Source organism: Thalassospira sp. GB04J01 (assembly GCF_000751115.1).
GTDB lineage: Bacteria > Pseudomonadota > Alphaproteobacteria > Rhodospirillales > Thalassospiraceae > Thalassospira > Thalassospira lucentensis.
Genome location: NZ_CCDX020000018.1, coordinates 1 through 15,132 on the forward strand (window position 1 = coordinate 1; position 15,132 = coordinate 15,132).

General features: G+C 55.8%; 17 protein-coding genes and 1 tRNA gene. 4 read left to right on the top strand and 14 right to left on the bottom strand.

Annotated elements, in window-relative coordinates:
- Nucleotides 1-57: 57 nt before the first annotated feature.
- On the top strand, nucleotides 58-1,845 hold the full coding sequence (locus tag AMM48_RS18655) for a Na/Pi cotransporter family protein (protein ID WP_102785310.1): 1,788 nt from the start codon (nucleotides 58-60) through the stop codon (nucleotides 1,843-1,845).
- On the opposite strand, the gene AMM48_RS18660 is transcribed toward AMM48_RS18655, so the two are convergent.
- Nucleotides 1,846-2,310, bottom strand: a complete 465-nt coding sequence (locus tag AMM48_RS18660) for a GNAT family acetyltransferase (RefSeq protein ID WP_102785311.1) — start codon at nucleotides 2,308-2,310, stop codon at nucleotides 1,846-1,848.
- A 251-nt stretch (nucleotides 2,311-2,561) separates the two neighbouring features.
- The gene (locus AMM48_RS18665) at nucleotides 2,562-3,215 is read right to left on the bottom strand and encodes a hypothetical protein (RefSeq protein ID WP_102785312.1); all 654 of its coding nucleotides are present in this window, start codon (nucleotides 3,213-3,215) and stop codon (nucleotides 2,562-2,564) included.
- A gap of 206 nt (nucleotides 3,216-3,421) precedes the next feature.
- On the opposite strand from AMM48_RS18665, the gene AMM48_RS18670 reads away from it, so the two are divergent.
- The 3 genes from AMM48_RS18670 to AMM48_RS18680 all read left to right on the top strand — a co-directional run bounded on the left by AMM48_RS18670 (nucleotide 3,422) and on the right by AMM48_RS18680 (nucleotide 7,239).
- Nucleotides 3,422-4,147 (top strand): response regulator, encoded by a 726-nt coding sequence (locus tag AMM48_RS18670; protein ID WP_022730192.1) that lies wholly within the window; start codon nucleotides 3,422-3,424, stop codon nucleotides 4,145-4,147.
- Nucleotides 4,144-5,754 carry an ATP-binding protein gene (locus AMM48_RS18675; protein WP_102785313.1) on the top strand — a complete coding sequence of 537 codons (1,611 nt, stop codon included), beginning with the start codon at nucleotides 4,144-4,146 and terminating at the stop codon, nucleotides 5,752-5,754. Before AMM48_RS18670 ends, AMM48_RS18675 begins: the two co-directional genes overlap by 4 nt.
- 180 nt (nucleotides 5,755-5,934) lie before the next feature.
- Nucleotides 5,935-7,239 carry an adenylate/guanylate cyclase domain-containing protein gene (locus AMM48_RS18680; RefSeq protein ID WP_102785314.1) on the top strand — a complete coding sequence of 435 codons (1,305 nt, stop codon included), beginning with the start codon at nucleotides 5,935-5,937 and terminating at the stop codon, nucleotides 7,237-7,239.
- A gap of 70 nt (nucleotides 7,240-7,309) precedes the next feature.
- On the opposite strand, the gene AMM48_RS18685 is transcribed toward AMM48_RS18680, so the two are convergent.
- From AMM48_RS18685 to AMM48_RS18740, 12 genes are all read right to left on the bottom strand, one after another.
- Nucleotides 7,310-7,879, bottom strand: coding sequence for a hypothetical protein (locus AMM48_RS18685; protein ID WP_244271305.1), 570 nt, complete (start codon nucleotides 7,877-7,879; stop codon nucleotides 7,310-7,312).
- A 92-nt stretch (nucleotides 7,880-7,971) separates the two neighbouring features.
- Nucleotides 7,972-8,235: a RebB family R body protein gene (locus AMM48_RS18690; protein ID WP_022730196.1), complete on the bottom strand. Its 264-nt coding sequence runs from the start codon at nucleotides 8,233-8,235 to the stop codon at nucleotides 7,972-7,974.
- Nucleotides 8,236-8,298: 63 nt separating this feature from the next.
- Nucleotides 8,299-8,622: a RebB family R body protein gene (locus AMM48_RS18695; RefSeq protein WP_022730197.1), complete on the bottom strand. Its 324-nt coding sequence runs from the start codon at nucleotides 8,620-8,622 to the stop codon at nucleotides 8,299-8,301.
- Nucleotides 8,623-8,721: 99 nt separating this feature from the next.
- Nucleotides 8,722-8,946 carry a RebB family R body protein gene (locus AMM48_RS18700; RefSeq protein ID WP_022730198.1) on the bottom strand — a complete coding sequence of 75 codons (225 nt, stop codon included), beginning with the start codon at nucleotides 8,944-8,946 and terminating at the stop codon, nucleotides 8,722-8,724.
- 156 nt (nucleotides 8,947-9,102) lie between these two features.
- On the bottom strand, nucleotides 9,103-9,420 hold the full coding sequence (locus AMM48_RS18705) for a RebB family R body protein (RefSeq protein ID WP_022730199.1): 318 nt from the start codon (nucleotides 9,418-9,420) through the stop codon (nucleotides 9,103-9,105).
- A gap of 11 nt (nucleotides 9,421-9,431) precedes the next feature.
- The gene (locus tag AMM48_RS18710; protein ID WP_102785315.1) at nucleotides 9,432-9,764 is read right to left on the bottom strand and encodes a RebB family R body protein; all 333 of its coding nucleotides are present in this window, start codon (nucleotides 9,762-9,764) and stop codon (nucleotides 9,432-9,434) included.
- A 125-nt stretch (nucleotides 9,765-9,889) separates the two neighbouring features.
- Nucleotides 9,890-10,225 carry a RebB family R body protein gene (locus tag AMM48_RS18715; RefSeq protein WP_101304412.1) on the bottom strand — a complete coding sequence of 112 codons (336 nt, stop codon included), beginning with the start codon at nucleotides 10,223-10,225 and terminating at the stop codon, nucleotides 9,890-9,892.
- A 257-nt stretch (nucleotides 10,226-10,482) separates the two neighbouring features.
- Nucleotides 10,483-10,806 (bottom strand): RebB family R body protein, encoded by a 324-nt coding sequence (locus AMM48_RS18720; protein WP_022730202.1) that lies wholly within the window; start codon nucleotides 10,804-10,806, stop codon nucleotides 10,483-10,485.
- Between the two features lie 135 nt (nucleotides 10,807-10,941).
- On the bottom strand, nucleotides 10,942-12,105 hold the full coding sequence (locus AMM48_RS18725) for an RNA polymerase sigma factor (RefSeq protein WP_102785316.1): 1,164 nt from the start codon (nucleotides 12,103-12,105) through the stop codon (nucleotides 10,942-10,944).
- 323 nt (nucleotides 12,106-12,428) lie between these two features.
- Complete coding sequence (locus AMM48_RS18730; protein ID WP_102785317.1) at nucleotides 12,429-13,019, bottom strand: hypothetical protein; 591 nt, start codon at nucleotides 13,017-13,019, stop codon at nucleotides 12,429-12,431.
- Nucleotides 13,019-14,704, bottom strand: coding sequence for a hypothetical protein (locus AMM48_RS18735; RefSeq protein ID WP_102785318.1), 1,686 nt, complete (start codon nucleotides 14,702-14,704; stop codon nucleotides 13,019-13,021). Before AMM48_RS18735 ends, AMM48_RS18730 begins: the two co-directional genes overlap by 1 nt.
- Nucleotides 14,705-14,948: 244 nt before the next feature.
- A tRNA-Thr gene (locus AMM48_RS18740) sits at nucleotides 14,949-15,024 on the bottom strand.
- Nucleotides 15,025-15,132: the final 108 nt, after the last annotated feature.

The following is a 15,132-nucleotide window of genomic DNA, read 5'->3' on the forward strand; positions in this document are numbered from 1 at the left end:
CCCTAATCTGCTGTATGGTTCGTCTGGTTTCAACCGATTACCTTGTCTGTGTGTGCCATGCTGCCAATTTTTAAAGTTGCTATTTCTGGCACGTTATTACTGGTCTTTCTTGCCGGTCCTGCGATGGCTGGAGAAGACGCCATCCCCCTTCAGACCGGGGCGATGCTGATAGGGTTGGTCGGCGGGCTTGCGCTTTTTCTTTATGGGATGGATCACCTTGCCAGCGCGCTTAAGACGCTGGCTGGTGCGCGCCTGCGTCGTATTCTGTCGAACATGACGCGCAACCGTATATGGGCGGCACTTTCCGGTGCGGTCATTACCGGCCTGGTTCAGTCGTCCAGTGTCACCACAGTGCTGGTGGTTGGCTTTGTCTCGGCTGGGCTGATGCCTTTTGCCCAGGCGATTGCGGTGATCATGGGGGCAAATATGGGCAGCACCCTGACCGCGCAGATCATTGCCTTTCGGATCGAGGCGATCGCGCCGCTTTTCATTGCCATCGGTTTAGCCATGACCATGCTGGCCGACCGCAAACGTTTTACGCTGATCGGCAAGGCCGTGCTTGGCCTGGGGTTGCTGTTTTTCGGCATGGGCATGATGAGTCAGGCAATGGAGCCGCTGCGCAGTTTCCAGCCTTTTCTTTCCCTGATGGGCGAAATGAGCAATCCGTTCATGGCCATACTGGTTGCGGCGGCCTTTACGGCACTGGTGCAATCAAGTGCCGCGACAATGGGGATTGTGATTGTGCTGGCCGGGCAGGGGCTGGTGTCGCTTGAAGGGGGGATCGCCTTGATTTTCGGGGCGAATATCGGCACCTGCGTTACCGCCCTTTTGGGGGCGATTGGCAAGAACCGCGACGGGGTCCGTACCGCGGTTGGTCATATCCTGTTTAACGTTATCGGTGTTGTCATCTGGTTGCCATTTATCGATCTTCTGGCCGGCGTCGTTCGCGGTGTGACCATGGGGGGCGATATTGGCAATGCGGACATCGCACGCGAAATCGCCAATGCGCACAGCATCTTTAACATCGCCAATGTCATTTTGATGATCGGCTTTGTGCCGTTAATGGCGCGTATGATTGAAAAACTGGTTCCGTTGGAAAAGGATATCGAGCCACGCCTGAGCCCGGAACCAAAATATGTCATCCATAACATGGATGACGCCCCGGCGGCCGCGATGACCTTACTGCGCAACGAGGTCATGCATATGGGCGATATCGTGATTGATGTTGTTCGGCGTGGGCAGGAAAACCTGCGCCTGCCGACCCGTGCCCGTCTGGTGACGATTGCCGAACTCGATGACGGGGTCGATAGTCTACAGGACGCCATTGCCATGTTTGCCGGTAAAATGCGCCGTACTGAACTGTTGCCAAACGATATTAATCGTCTGCAAAACGAACTGGCGGTCAGCAACCATCTTGAGGCAATCGGTGATCTGGTTAGCGAGGAAATGGTCAGACTGGTTGGTGAATGGTTTGATCTGCGCCATATGCCATCCGAAGAAAGCCTGCACAAAATGGCAGAGCTTTACGAAATCGCCGAAGAGTCGTTGAAACAGGCAATGACGGCTTTTTCAAGCGAGGATGCGCAAGCCGCACAGCGTGTGCTTGATCGCAAGGCGGAATTCGCGGCCAAGATGGACGCTACCTTGCGCAAGGTCAGTGACGAAATCGGCCCGCGTGATATCGATATTCGCCGTTACCGGATCGAGGTCGCCATGGTCGAACGGATCAACCGGCTGTATGAACGGTCGCGGCGAATTTCCCATGTGTCACAGGCCATCATCGGCCAGCGAGAACCCAGCCCTGATGATCAGAATGCGGCATCGACCATTGCCGGTACGATGTAATCAGCGCTCGGCGGGCGGTGTCGCGATGTCTTTTTGCATGACCGTGACATCCAACGCGCGATAGCCCAAATGGCGATAGAAATCCTGTGTTGCCACGTTTTCCGACCGCACCATCAACTGCATCCGCCAAACCCCCTGATCGCGCAGCCAGCCTTCCCCGATGTCCATCAAGGTCCGGCCAAGGCCGGTTTTTTGTGCGATGGGCGACACCGCCAGATAGTAAATCCAGCCACGATGCCCATCATGACCGGCCATCACCGATCCAACGATGTTATCGCTGTTATCTTCCCAGACAAACAAGGTTGCTTCGCCCGACGACAGGGCAAAACGTACATCCCATTCCGGCGGATTATACGGGCGATACAGCCCGGTATCCTGCCACAGTTTGCTAAGTGCGGGGATGTCGGCTTGGGTTGCAACCCGCGGACTGGGTTTCAGGACGGGACTGGATGGCAACTGTGTCATGGTGTGCGGCGGTCTTTATGGTGAAAAGGTCGGTCAGCATGATGTGGGCAGTGCAAACGGTCAAATCGAAATAATTCAGACATACAAATATCCTTTTCATGATTGGCGCATGATTGCCTCATGACCAGTGGCATCAATACGCAACACATAAAAACGCCCCTGAGGGGGGAGCCTCAGGGGCGTCGGGGATAGGTTCGGGGTATCGGTTGGGAAAAAGTCCCCGAACCTTGGGTTGGGGGCGATCTAAGCCGTTAACTGATCGGACGTCCGGTCACACGGCTCAGTTCCATTTCGCGGACAATATCGCCCGCCTTGTTGGTCACCGTCGCGACGTAGGTGCCACGATCGGTCTCGGCGATCTTGCCAAGTTTAAGCTCCCCCTGGCCAAACCGGATCACCATTGCCTGTGCCAGCGTATTCATCTGCGCGTCGTTAAACGAACGGTCAAAACGTGCCTCTTTGTCCGGGCGCGGCATCAGTTTGCGAAGCGACCGGCGCTCACCGTGATCAAGGCGTCCTTTTTTGGCGTCAAACGTGATAACGTCGACCAGATCGCCCGCACCATTCACCAGCAAAACATCGATTTTACCGGGCTCGTCGGACAGAAGCGCGTCACCGATTTTAAGGTCGTCACCACCGGACCGCAAAAGCATCGCATCAACAAGAATGCGGGCCTCGTCAACGCTAAGCGGGGTTGCACGTTCGCGGTGCTGTTTGCCAAACATGCCGCGCTTGTCATGGTCACGGTGCGCACCATCAAAACCAAATTCCTTGAATTGGCCTTGCTCAAGCATTCTGCCGCCATGATGACCATCACTACCGGCATAGGCCGAGGCAATCGGCATTGCGATCAAAGTTGAAGCAATCAGGGCAGCGGCGATTTTAAGGGATGTTTTGCGTTTCATCGGAAACCTCGTTTGGGTGGGGGTAACGTTTGTCGAGGTCTGTTATGACGTCTGTTTGTCGCGAAATGATCCCGCAAACAGGGGAAATTGGTCGCAACAATTATCAAAACGGCCAAATGCGACAATTTGATACAAATTGAGGTTTCAGCTGTGTTCGCCAACGCGATAGGTTAGGGGGCTTAACGATTAATGATTGGCAGCGATATATGAGCGACCAGCCCCACATTCTTGTTGTTGATGACCACCGCGATATCCGCGATTTGCTTGGGCGGTATCTGCGCCAACATGAATACCGTGTCACACTGGCATCGGATGGCCGCGAATTGCGCCGCTTGATGGGCGATAACCTGCATCCTGATCTGATCGTGCTTGATCTGATGATGCCCGGCGAAGACGGGCTCAGCCTGTGTCGCTGGCTGCGCGAAAATCATGATGTGCCGGTTGTTATGCTGACCGCCCTTGGCGAAGAAACCGACCGGATCATTGGGTTGGAAATGGGGGCCGATGACTATCTGGCCAAACCATTTAACCCGCGTGAACTTCTCGCCCGGATCAAGGCCGTGATGCGCCGTGCCCAAAGCCTGCCCGTCGGGCGCAAGGGACCATCGCCAGTTGGTGAGATTGGCTTTGATCGCTGGGTGCTGGATCGGACCCGTCATGAATTGCGCGATGACACCGATGTTGTCTTACCGCTCAGTGCCGGGGAATACGGTTTGCTATGCGCCTTTGTCGAACATCCCAACATGGTTTTGAACCGTGATCAGCTCCTTGATCTGACGCGCGGGCGCGATGCCATTCCGTTTGACCGCAGCATTGATAATCAGGTCAGCCGATTGCGCAAGAAAATCGAAATTGATGCGAAAAACCCGACCTTGATTAAAACCGTCTGGGGTGGGGGATATATGTTCACCTGCGAGGTGACAAAGATATGACCCGCCGCCTGATCACGCGCCTTTGGCCCAGAACCCTGACCGGGCAACTGGTGTTTCTGCTGCTGGGCGCGATCATTCTGACCCATGTGGTTTTGGGGATCATGCTGGCCGAGGAACGCCGCGATGCGGTTGCCTCCGAACGACGGGGCAATGCGCTTCTGCGTGTGTCGGCACTTTCGCGCATTTTAACCACAACACCGTCGGAAAACTGGCCGGATGTGTTGCGTGTGGCGCAATCGCCTCAAACCCGTCTGCGTCTGGTTTTAACATCAGACGTCGTGAACTCGGATGATCTGGTATCTCAGGGATTGACCGAACGTCTGAATGCTTTTTTGGCAACGTCACCCGACGTACAGGCGAATGTTGATATTCTGTCCGAAGATGCCTGTTGGGCGGAAAAGCATCGTCTGCGTGACGTGCGCGAGGAAAAGTTCTCCGACAGTGAAATGCCGGGCAAAAAGGATGTCTCCCCCCATAGGGGCGTGCACGATATTTTCGAAGAAGCGATTGAGAAAAAGCGCCGAAGCGATAAACCGGATTTAAAGCAAAGTGATCAACGCGCGCATGGCAAAAACATTGCCCCATGGGCATTGCGGTATCTTGACCGGTTTGATTGTCATGGCGCACCGGTGATGCAGCTTGCCGTGCCGATCTTTTCAACTTTACCCGATAAGATCACGGACGATGGCCAGCCCAACATCTGGCTCGAAGCGATGATTGGCGGGGTGACACCGCCGCCACGGTTTGTCTTTGATAATGTGATCCGGGTTGTGATGTCGGCCCTTGTCATCGGGATCATCACATTCTTCCTGGCCCGGCGTATTTCGCGGTCATGGGCGGTGTTGACTCGGGCGGCTGACCGGGTCGGGCGGGGTGATTATCCCGAACCGGTGCCAGAAACCGGACCGCTTGAAATTCGCCGTGCGGCCAAGGCGTTTAACCGCATGACAGCGCGTTTAAAACGGTTTGTCGAAGACCGCACCAGAATGCTGGCAGCGATTTCGCATGATTTGCGCACGCCGATAACATCCTTGCGATTGCGCGCCGAATTTGTCGAAGACCCGGAAAACCGCGCACGGATCATTGAAACCCTCAACGAAATGGAACAGATGGTCGAAGCCGCGATGACCTTTGCGCGCGAAGAAACCGCCAATGAGGCAACCCGCAAAATCGATATCGCCGCACTGGTTGAATCCGCGGTCGAAGATTTGGCCGAAACCGGGCGTCCCATCGCATTTTCCGGCGAGGTCACCCCGCGCGTTTACCCATGCCGTCCGCTATCGATAAAACGTGCCTTTGGCAATCTGGTATCCAACGCGCTTGAATATGGTGCCACGGTCGAAGTCGCCATACAGGATGCCGATGATGACGGCCTATGGATCGAAATATCTGACGATGGGCCGGGCATTCCAATTGATCAACGCGAACAGGTGTTTGAACCGTTCTTCCGGTTAGAAGAGTCGCGCAATCGCGATACCGGGGGAATTGGCCTTGGGATGGCCATCGCGCGCACGGCCATTCGGGCCCATGGCGGCGAAATATATCTTGAAGATGCCCCGCAGGGTGGATTACTGGCCCGTATCTATCTTCCACCCGCAAAGCTGTAAACATTATCTCCTGAATTCAGCATGTTACAGTTTTTTTAAAATTCGAACTTGCACAATTGATGACTGATGGTCATTTGTCTGGCGGGAAAGAGACTGTTTCCCAATTCGCAATTGCGAAATTGCGTTGCTGTTCTATCTAGGCAATGCGATAATTAAGGCACGAAATCTGCGGAGCAGGCAATGAGCGACAAAAATGCATCTTCATCGGTGGTGACATCTTTACCCGGCACCAATTCGGCGCAGGCCGCGCGCGGATTTGTTCGGTCTGTCAACGACTGGGTGATGGAATGCGCGCTCGAAGATACCGACATTTCAGAGATCCTCAATGGCATGGTGCATCGACTGGTGGCCGCCGGTATTCCCATCGACCGTGTGATGGTGGCGTTCAAAACCCTGCACCCCCTTTACGAAGGGGTTTCTTATGTCTGGTCAAAGGACAGCGGTTCGATTGAACGTTCGACCCATATGGGGGTGCGTGATGATGATCCCGATTGGGCCGACAGTCCGCTTAAATGGATGTCGGATTCAGATGTCAGTTTCATGCGTCGCCATTTGATCGGGCCGGGCGCGGTTCTTGATTTCCCGATCCTTGAAAGTTTCCGCCGCAATCGCGGCACAGATTATTATGCGTTGATGACGCCCTTTGTCACCGACCGTGACAGCACGCTGGGCAGTAACCGCATTTTCATGACCTATATGACGCGCCGCCCCAGTGGTTTTTCCGACGAAGACCTTGCAACGCTGTCGGGCATTCAGCGCCGTTTTGCCGTGTCGTGCAAAATGCGCATCAACCACGAAGAAACCAAAACCATCCTTGAGACCTATTTGGGATCGGATGCTGGTGGTCGCGTGCGCAACGGGCAGATCAAATTGGGCGACAGCACCAAAACCCGTGCGGTGATCTGGTTCTCGGACATGCGTAACTCATCATCGGTTGCAACCCATGTTGGTGATGATGCGTTCCTTGGCGAAATGAATGATTTCTTTTCGGCAACCGCCGGGGCGGTGTTGAAACACGGCGGCCAGGTTCTGCGCTATATCGGCGATGCGACACTGGCAATTTTCCCGATTGACGAAAATGAAAACAATGTCGAAACCGCCTGCGTTTCTGCCCTTTATGCCGCTGCCGAGGCACAGCTTAACATCGATCAGCTCAACGCCACGCGCGAAGAATCCGGCAAACCGCCGTTTGATTATGGGCTGGGGATGCATGTCGGGGATGTCATTTATGGCAATGTCGGGGTTCCCGAGCGGGTCGATTTCACCGTGGTGGGTCAGGCCGCAAACGAAGCCGCCCGCATTGAACAATTGACCAAGCAACTGGGCAAGCGCGTTCTGGTCAGCCAGACCGTCGCCAGTTTCATTTCCTGTCCGACCGTGGAAATGGGGGCCTATGAGCTGCAAGGGACCGGGGTTAGCGTCAAGCTGTTTGCCCCTGACTTCTCCGAGGCCTGCCATCGTCTTGAACTGATGCGCGCTGGGTAATTCCCAGCCGCTCAGCATTCAAGACACTGCTGGCATCTGCCAGATAGCAGATAGCAGACGGCAAATGCCGTCACGCCATACTGTCAAAATCCTTCACAACACTACTTGCCGACGTCCCAACGCTTGTAAATGTTTTCTGCGCGTCGGTGACGGCTTTGGATGCGGCTTCGATGATGTCGCTGTAAGGCTGAACTTCTTTGGTTGCCAGCATCTTTTGCATGGCGACACCGGTTGTCGCCGATGCCATCGACATGATGCTGCGCATGTAATCGGTTGAATCTTGCACTGCATAGGCAGCTGCCTGCGCCACCTTTTGATAAGCAACACCATTGGCACCCGGGATGGCCCCGTTTAGAACCGCATGGTTGGTTGTGCCAACCGCCTGAACGATTTGCGGGTTCAATGCCGTGCTGAGCGGGGGCGTACTAGGTGCGGCAGGCGGGCTGTCCGAGGACGGCGTGTCCTTGTCTGACGCATCGCCGCCCGATGCTGTGGTGGTATCCGGGGCACCGGTGCTCCCGCCACTTGCATCCTTGGTATCTTTGGCATCCTTGTTGTCTGCGGCATCAGGCGTGGTCGGATCATCTGCGCCCTTGGGTTCAGTGCTGGCTGGCTTTGGGGGGGTGTCATCGTCTGCCATGAAGGACCTCATTTGCTTTGACGGGTGTTTTGCGTGTTTGTTCAATGCTGTTGGGGCACATCATCATGGCCCATCGAATGACCACTCAGAAATCACTGGTTTTTGTTGCCTCCGCCGCCCATGCCGCCGCCAGATGTATCAAGGATCATCTTACATGCGCTCGACGTTACGGCATTGCCGATCTGCTGCAGGCCACCTTGGGTCTGCATGGCATTTTGCATCGAAAGACTGATGGAATGCGCCATGGTTTGATACACAAGCCCCATCGCCTGGGCAGGCGCTTCGCCAAGAACCTTGACGTTGGTTTGTGTCACGGCATCCGTGATTTGTGAATTTACGGGGGTGTTGTCTGCCATCTGCACGCCCTCAGTTTAAGTGACCATGGTCCGATGATGGATCGGACGGGTCATGTCATGTGCCTAGCGGCGGGTTGCTGCCAAAATGATCAGGAGTGTCAAAAGCGTATTGCTGTTGTCGGAATTTGACACTTTGTTCGTTGCCATTGCACCGGCCATGGTATTGACCGAGTAAAGCTGCATGACACCCTGGTTGGTGGCGGCCTGCGAGCAGATCGATGATTGCTGCTGGGCCTGCACCGCGTTCTGGAACAGGATGGATGTCGAGTGCGCCGCACTTTGATAGATCGAGCCCATCGCATTGGCGGGTGCGGATCCAAGAACGCTTACCGAAGTTTGCGTAACTGCATCGGTAATCTGACCGTTCACCGGGGTTGGAATAGCCATTGTATCCTCCGAATAAGCGGTCTGTCTGACCGCACACCTTTTGACGCATGATGAGAAGAATTGTGATCAAATTTCGCCAGATCGTTTGCCGATTGTCGGCTATCCCGCTTGTGCCGTGATCAAGGCGACCAGTTTCGATGTCGATGTATTGACGACCTGTTGCATGTTGCCCTGAACCAATGTGGCATTTTCCATGGCAAGTCCGGTGGCATGGGAATGCGATTGCAAGGCCATCGACACCGCCTGTGCCGGACTTTCGCCCAGAACTTTCACGTTGGTCTGGGTGACCGCATCTGTGACTTGTGGATTGACGATATCGTTCATGGTTTATGCTCCGTCGTCAGGATACGCCGGGGGCGTTGTTCTCGTTGGTTAGGTCATCGGCGGTTTCAGTGCGTTTGCCCACAAAGCGTTCATCAAGTTGTTCCCACCATGGTGGGTCGTCGTCGGGCGGGGCTTCGGGGGCAGCGTCGCCGTCATTTACGTCGGATTGTGATTCGGATCCTTCTGCGCTGGATTGGTAGGCTGACGCACATTCAAAGGAGCCGCCGTAAAAAAATTTGGTTTGTTGTCCTGAACCGACAGGGTCGATTTCGCGCATTCCATGGTGGTGGCAAGGCTTGCCACGGCCAGTTGTTGCTGTTCGTTAACCATATTGGCAAACAGAATGCCCTGCGCCTGTGCTTGGGATAGATAGGACTGCATGGTCCCCATTGCCGGGCCATTGCCAATGACGGTGGTGTTTGTCTGTGTCACGCTGTCGGTGATTTGCTCATCAACTTCATGGGAATTGCTCATCGCTTTGATCCTTATTGGTTGCGGCGATTCATGATCTGTTCGATGCCCTTGGTCATGGTGGTCATGCCAACCATCGCATTTTGCCTTTGGGCGGAAACCATATTGGCCATCAAGACACTTTGTGATTGCGACTGGCCCAGCATGGATTGAAGGGCGGCATAACTTGGCCCGACACCAATGGTCGCGACATTGGTCATCGCAACGCTGTCGGTGACCTGACTGGACACCTGACAGGGGGGATGTTCTGCGACGTACCAGGACTGTTGCGGCTGTTGTGGCGGGCTGGATTGGCTTTGATCTGCTTGCGTGCCGTCTTGTGGGGGGGTTCCCGATGGTGCCGGCATGTCCGTCTCCTTGGCTGGCGAAATGGGGACTTATCGGTATGACGTGCGCCAGCGACTTTTGTGATGGAAAAAGCCCGGCAAGCGACTGCATGCCGGGCCGGTTCGGCGGCGAAACCAATCTGGTGTTACGACACGGACGTTCCGGTCGTTGCTTTAAGAGCCGACAACAAAGAAAGCATGTTGTCGGGCACATCGCTGTTTGCGAGTTTGGAGGTGGCAACGGCACCGGCCATGGTATCGACCGAATAGACCTGAATGACGCCCTGGTTGGTTGCGGCCTGTGAAGAGATGCCGACCTGCTGCTGGGTGCTGACGGCGTTCTCATAGAGAATGCCGTGCGAATGCGCCAGCGACTGGTACAGCGAGCCCATGGCCATGGCAGGAGCATCACCCAAAACCTTTACGTTGGCTTGGGTTACTGCATCCGTGATCATGCCATTGACCGGAGTGTTATCAGCCATTGTGTATCTCCTGGTTGCCTAAAGAAGTGCCGGAATCCGGCCCTTTTCCGCGTGGTTTGCGGGATCAGTCAGATGACGGGGGGCCAGATCGGTTGTGACGGAACTTGTGCAAAAACTTGCGGACCGCAAATTGGGGGCGCGATCCACGTAAAATCGGGCGGTCGCTGATGGAAACGACCGCCCGATTTGATGGTGACCCGTGTGTCAGAAGATCCGGAGCGGGACCAGCCTGCCATGTGTTTGACAGGTAAACGGGATCAGCCTTTGGTGGCTTGAAGTGCGGTCAGAAGTGACAGCATATTGTCGGGCACGTCGCTTTTGGCAATTTTCGAGGTTGCCACAGAGTCTGCCATCGTATCGACCGAATAGATCTGGATGACGCCCTGATTGGTCGCGGCCTGCGAGGTGATGCCGATCTGCTGCTGTGCGCTGACGGCGTTTTCATAGAGGATGCCGGTGGAATGTGCGAGGGACTGAAAAATCGAGCCCATTGCCATTGCCGGGGCGTCGCCCAAAACTTTCACATTTGTCTGGGTGACTGCATCAGTGATCTGACCATTTACCGGGGTCGGAATCGCCATTGTAAAGTCTCCTTCGTGTAGGTGTGCTGTGGACTGCTTGCGGTTGTGATCCTGACGGGGTTTCGCCGTCCCGTTTTCAATCTAAAGACGCTGGGTGTTTGGGGTTGTGACGCGTCTTTTTCATTTATTTGCCAACTATTGAATGTCGGCGTCCTTCAGGTGGTCGCGTGCCAGTTGGACACGTTTGCGCACGGCGCAATTGCTTAGGCCCAGGGCGACCGCGATGTCGTCATAACTGCGGTCCTGAACGCAGCGCATCAAAAGCGGCTTGCGCAGTTTTTCAGGAAGGGCACAGAGGACAGTTTCGAGCTGGTCGAGCTTTTCGTTGGTTAAAAACGATTCTTCCGGGCTTGGAATAACCGGCGGGCTGATCGGGGATACCGGAACATCCGCACCGCCGTGGGTTTCTTCCTTGTATTCCGCCTTGCGCCGGTTTTGCCGATGCAAATCAATACAGGCGTTATGGACAATCCGCGAAAGCCAGGCGCGGTGATTGCGGATTTCATCCATCGAGGCTTCGAACTTGGTCGATGCCTTGACCATCGCCTCGGACAGCGCATCCTGCGCATCATCCATATTCCCCGACATCAGTTTCAGGCACTGTTTAAGCAGAACATCCTGCTGATCAATCCACAGCGGCCAGAAATTCGGCGCGGCCGGACCCAGTTCCGGATCAATTGCCGGGACGGTTTCCGGCACCGGGGTTGGATCGGTATGATGTGGCTGGGGGGAATGTGGTCCGGGCATGCCCGGTGCAGGGGTCGGCATGGCCGGATAGTCAAAGCCGCCGGGCAACAACCCCCGAAGGGCGTCAAGCGGGCTTATCTGTGATCCGCCCTGATAGCCCGGAAGGGCGCTTGCGATGATGTCTTCCGGACTGGGCCCGGAGCGTGATGGCTCCAGCCCCGGGAAACCGGCAAGCGGATTAAAATCTGCTGGGTAGCCGGGCGGCGGGCCCTGGCGGTTTTGCGTACCATTGAGCGGCGGTGATGCAGTTTGTGACGCGGCCGATGACGCAGTTTGTGCCTGTGCGGCGGATGCGCTGAAGTCGGGCGTCGCCTCGCTTTGTCGCGCGTCGTCGATGGCGCTGCCATCCTGCGGGTCTGCCGGGGTGAGTTGTGAAAGATATCCCTCGGCAACCCGCACACGTTGTTCGGGTTTTAACCGTGACCAGATTGACGTGACATTGTCGCCGTCGCCCAGAGCCTGATTTAAGGTATCTTCAAGGCTGCGGGCAAACCGCAATTCTGCCTCTGTGAAGTTCACCTCGTCCTGTTGGGTATTCTTTTCGTTCTGCACTATGGATCCCTCCAGTTGACAGATTGCAACCTTAGGCTGATTAAGTTTTGCAGTAACTAGTATGACGTACTATTCGAGTGATTGTGAATAAAAGTATTTACTGCAATCAATGGTTGTAAGTCTGTGCTCGTCAAAGTGTCCCCGGCCCGCGTGGGACGGGGGTGGATCAATGCTGGAATTCGTGGGACGCAATCTTGGATCTGGTCTGGTGTGGCGGCCAAAATCCTGAAGTGATGGTCTCGGGAGACAGCGGTTTTCCGTATCTCAGTGAGCTGCACGATCACCAATAACCACGGTCTTGGCCCTTGGGCCGATCCGTTCTGTTAGGGCGGATTGTCTGACGCTGAGGACACCGTACTATCTTGAGAGTCGGTTTTCTTTGATGTGCCTGCCTTGGTGGCAGCGGTGCGTTTTGCCCCTTTTGGCGCGTCTGCGGCCTGATCTGCATCCGTGTTGTCGGCTGTTTCCGTCGGCAGGGATTGCAAAATCGCGGCTTCAACCCGGGCGGCAAGGATCTGCATGCGCTGGTCGACTTCCTTGTTGATGATATTGCGGATTTCGTTGGCAATATCGAACATCACCTGATGGGCACCGCCACCGGCCGGGCTGGAGCCCATGTAGGGCGCGCCTTGTGGCTGTGGCTTTGCCTGCTGGTTGCCTGCCGGGGCGGCTTGCGTACCAGTTTGCGCCCCCTGTTGCGTCCCCAATGGCGGCTGCGGCGCGGTGGCACCGGCCTTCACATCCTGCGCATGTGAACTGATGGTGTAGCGCTGATCCAGAACCTGCGTGCGTGCGCGTTCAGCAGCCTGCGACATCGCCTGCTGGGTGGCCATATATTCCTGATTGAACGCCTTTCTGACCGCATCCTTGCGGCTGCTGGCGGTATCAATGCCTGACTGTCCCGGACCCGACATCAGGAACCTCCCTTGTTGGTCGTGCTTGAACTGGCTGATTTCCCCGTTCCGCCTTGCGTGTTTTTGGCACCACCCCCGCCGCCCGATTTCGGGCCGGACGGTTGGTCTTTGCCATCATCATTACTCTTGCTATCGCCATTGTCCGGGGTGTCTTTGGTTGGCGTTGGGGGGCTTTGATCGTCACCAGAAGGCGGGGTTTTGGCGGCTGACGGGGCGGGCTTGGCATTGGATGCGACAGCCGGGGCCACAACCGGGGCCGCCTTGGACGTGTCTGACGTGCCATCGTCCAGGCAAAACCCATATCCCGCCAATTCGTCTGGGGTCGGGGCGGTGGCAAGCCCGGTCAGCGTGGTTTCAAGGCGCCCATTGGCATTGGCGATCATGCTCGCCGCACGGCACGCACTGTTATCGCTTTGCCCGCTGCAATTTAAAATCGCCGTTGGCGTGCATGATTTGCTCGATGTCAGCAATTGGGCTGTGACATTGAAACTGACTTCCTGATCATATTGCACAAGGATCACGAGGCCCGCCCCCTTGTCACCTTCGCTGGGCGGGGTGATTTGCATCCAGAACGGAATGGCATGGGTCGGCGATATCGGAATGGTCCCGCGCAAGGTCGGGCTGGGCAAGGTGCCGACATATTCCAACTGTGCTGGAACCGCAGGACGATCGGCAAAAATCAGGCGGATCAGCGCAAGGTTCGGCGTCGTGCCGCTCGGAACATCGCCAATCGTTTGCTCAAGATGAAGCGCATAAGAACCCCCGCCATAGGTCGCCATTTCCGAATAGGGCTCCTGCGCCTGATCGGTCACTGTCGTATCAAACAACAAGGCCCGCAACTGCGACGGCGATGTCTTGGGCACGGCAATTTCCAGTTCGGATTGAACACCTGCACTTGTACCGGCATTTGTACCGGCATTCGCCCCAACACTCAGGCACCAGCCCCCAAGAAGTGCTGGCGTGTCGAGTGCAACCAGTTTGGCACTGATGGCGGTTTGCGCGCTGGTGCGCCCGGCCGCCAGCGGCAGGCATTGCGCAAGATCAATTGTCCAGTCGGGAACATCCGCATCCTGACTGTCCTTGCCTTGAAGCTGCGGCATGGCGGTGCGGAACATGTCATCGCTGATCACCGCCCCGGCAAGATCGGTTTCACTGCCGTCCGGGCGGGTGGTGATCAGGCGCCACTGTGCGGCCGCACTGTCATAGGAAGGGGTGCTTGAGGCCTCGGAAGACTGGGTCATATCAGGTCCCTTTTGCTGATCTGCACGGGTTTGGGGGGATGACTGCATGGATTTGGCCAGAACGCTGGCCGGGTCGGGGATGTGCCCGTCAAGTCCGGCTTGATTTGGGCGGGCATCTGGCGCATTTGGATCGCGATCAAACAGGAATTTCTGAATGATCGAAAAGGCGGTTTCTTGCGGTTCCGCGCCAAATCCATATATGGGGTCGTGAACCTCTGGGCCGGTGTCTTGCGGGGTGCTGCTGCTGGCCGGGCTTGTCGGGCTGGGAAAAAGCGAACTGCTGTGCAAAAGCCCCGGTGCCAGCTCCTCAAGCCCGTATTCACGGCACAATGCCGCCATCACATCAAGCGCATCCTGATGTTCGGGCGGTAAGCTCGCATAGGGCGTGCCTTGGTCGGTGGTTTTGTCGGTTGGTTGAGCCGTGGGCTTTTGACTGTCTGTCATGCACGCATCCCCAGTGTGGCCATTGAGTGTGACCATTGAGTGTTGCCCTTGCAGAAGGCGACATGATCGGGTCAGTACGGTCGCCCAGACTGTCTTCCATGATCTGCAAGGATTTAAACGGTTCCGTGCAAATTGACGTTTCTCGGTGGGGTTGTGTGAAAAGTTTAGCTGTTTGCAATATGAACTAAGACACACAAAACCCCGAAGGGCGATAAAGCCCAACGGGGTTTTGTGAGGTGCAAAATGGTGCTGGCGATAGGATTCGAACCTACGGCCTACGCATTACGAATGCGTTGCTCTACCAGCTGAGCTACGCCAGCACGATTCATTTTGTGGCGCGGAAAATACGGTCAAACATCGGGGTTGGCAAGAGGTTTATTGTTCTTTCTGCGAACAGGGGCCTGACAAACGCCATGTCTTTAAAACAG

What these genes read in the sequence shown, in the direction of transcription:
- AMM48_RS18655 (WP_102785310.1), top strand. Translation starts at nt 58, where the DNA reads ATGCTGCCAATTTTTAAAGTTGCTATTTCTGGCACGTTATTACTGGTC.
- AMM48_RS18660 (WP_102785311.1), bottom strand. Translation starts at nt 2,310, where the DNA reads ATGACACAGTTGCCATCCAGTCCCGTCCTGAAACCCAGTCCGCGGGTT.
- AMM48_RS18665 (WP_102785312.1), bottom strand. Translation starts at nt 3,215, where the DNA reads ATGAAACGCAAAACATCCCTTAAAATCGCCGCTGCCCTGATTGCTTCA.
- AMM48_RS18670 (WP_022730192.1), top strand. Translation starts at nt 3,422, where the DNA reads ATGAGCGACCAGCCCCACATTCTTGTTGTTGATGACCACCGCGATATC.
- AMM48_RS18675 (WP_102785313.1), top strand. Translation starts at nt 4,144, where the DNA reads ATGACCCGCCGCCTGATCACGCGCCTTTGGCCCAGAACCCTGACCGGG.
- AMM48_RS18680 (WP_102785314.1), top strand. Translation starts at nt 5,935, where the DNA reads ATGAGCGACAAAAATGCATCTTCATCGGTGGTGACATCTTTACCCGGC.
- AMM48_RS18685 (WP_244271305.1), bottom strand. Translation starts at nt 7,879, where the DNA reads ATGGCAGACGATGACACCCCCCCAAAGCCAGCCAGCACTGAACCCAAG.
- AMM48_RS18690 (WP_022730196.1), bottom strand. Translation starts at nt 8,235, where the DNA reads ATGGCAGACAACACCCCCGTAAATTCACAAATCACGGATGCCGTGACA.
- AMM48_RS18695 (WP_022730197.1), bottom strand. Translation starts at nt 8,622, where the DNA reads ATGGCTATTCCAACCCCGGTGAACGGTCAGATTACCGATGCAGTTACG.
- AMM48_RS18700 (WP_022730198.1), bottom strand. Translation starts at nt 8,946, where the DNA reads ATGAACGATATCGTCAATCCACAAGTCACAGATGCGGTCACCCAGACC.
- AMM48_RS18705 (WP_022730199.1), bottom strand. Translation starts at nt 9,420, where the DNA reads ATGAGCAATTCCCATGAAGTTGATGAGCAAATCACCGACAGCGTGACA.
- AMM48_RS18710 (WP_102785315.1), bottom strand. Translation starts at nt 9,764, where the DNA reads ATGCCGGCACCATCGGGAACCCCCCCACAAGACGGCACGCAAGCAGAT.
- AMM48_RS18715 (WP_101304412.1), bottom strand. Translation starts at nt 10,225, where the DNA reads ATGGCTGATAACACTCCGGTCAATGGCATGATCACGGATGCAGTAACC.
- AMM48_RS18720 (WP_022730202.1), bottom strand. Translation starts at nt 10,806, where the DNA reads ATGGCGATTCCGACCCCGGTAAATGGTCAGATCACTGATGCAGTCACC.
- AMM48_RS18730 (WP_102785317.1), bottom strand. Translation starts at nt 13,019, where the DNA reads ATGTCGGGTCCGGGACAGTCAGGCATTGATACCGCCAGCAGCCGCAAG.
- AMM48_RS18735 (WP_102785318.1), bottom strand. Translation starts at nt 14,704, where the DNA reads ATGACAGACAGTCAAAAGCCCACGGCTCAACCAACCGACAAAACCACC.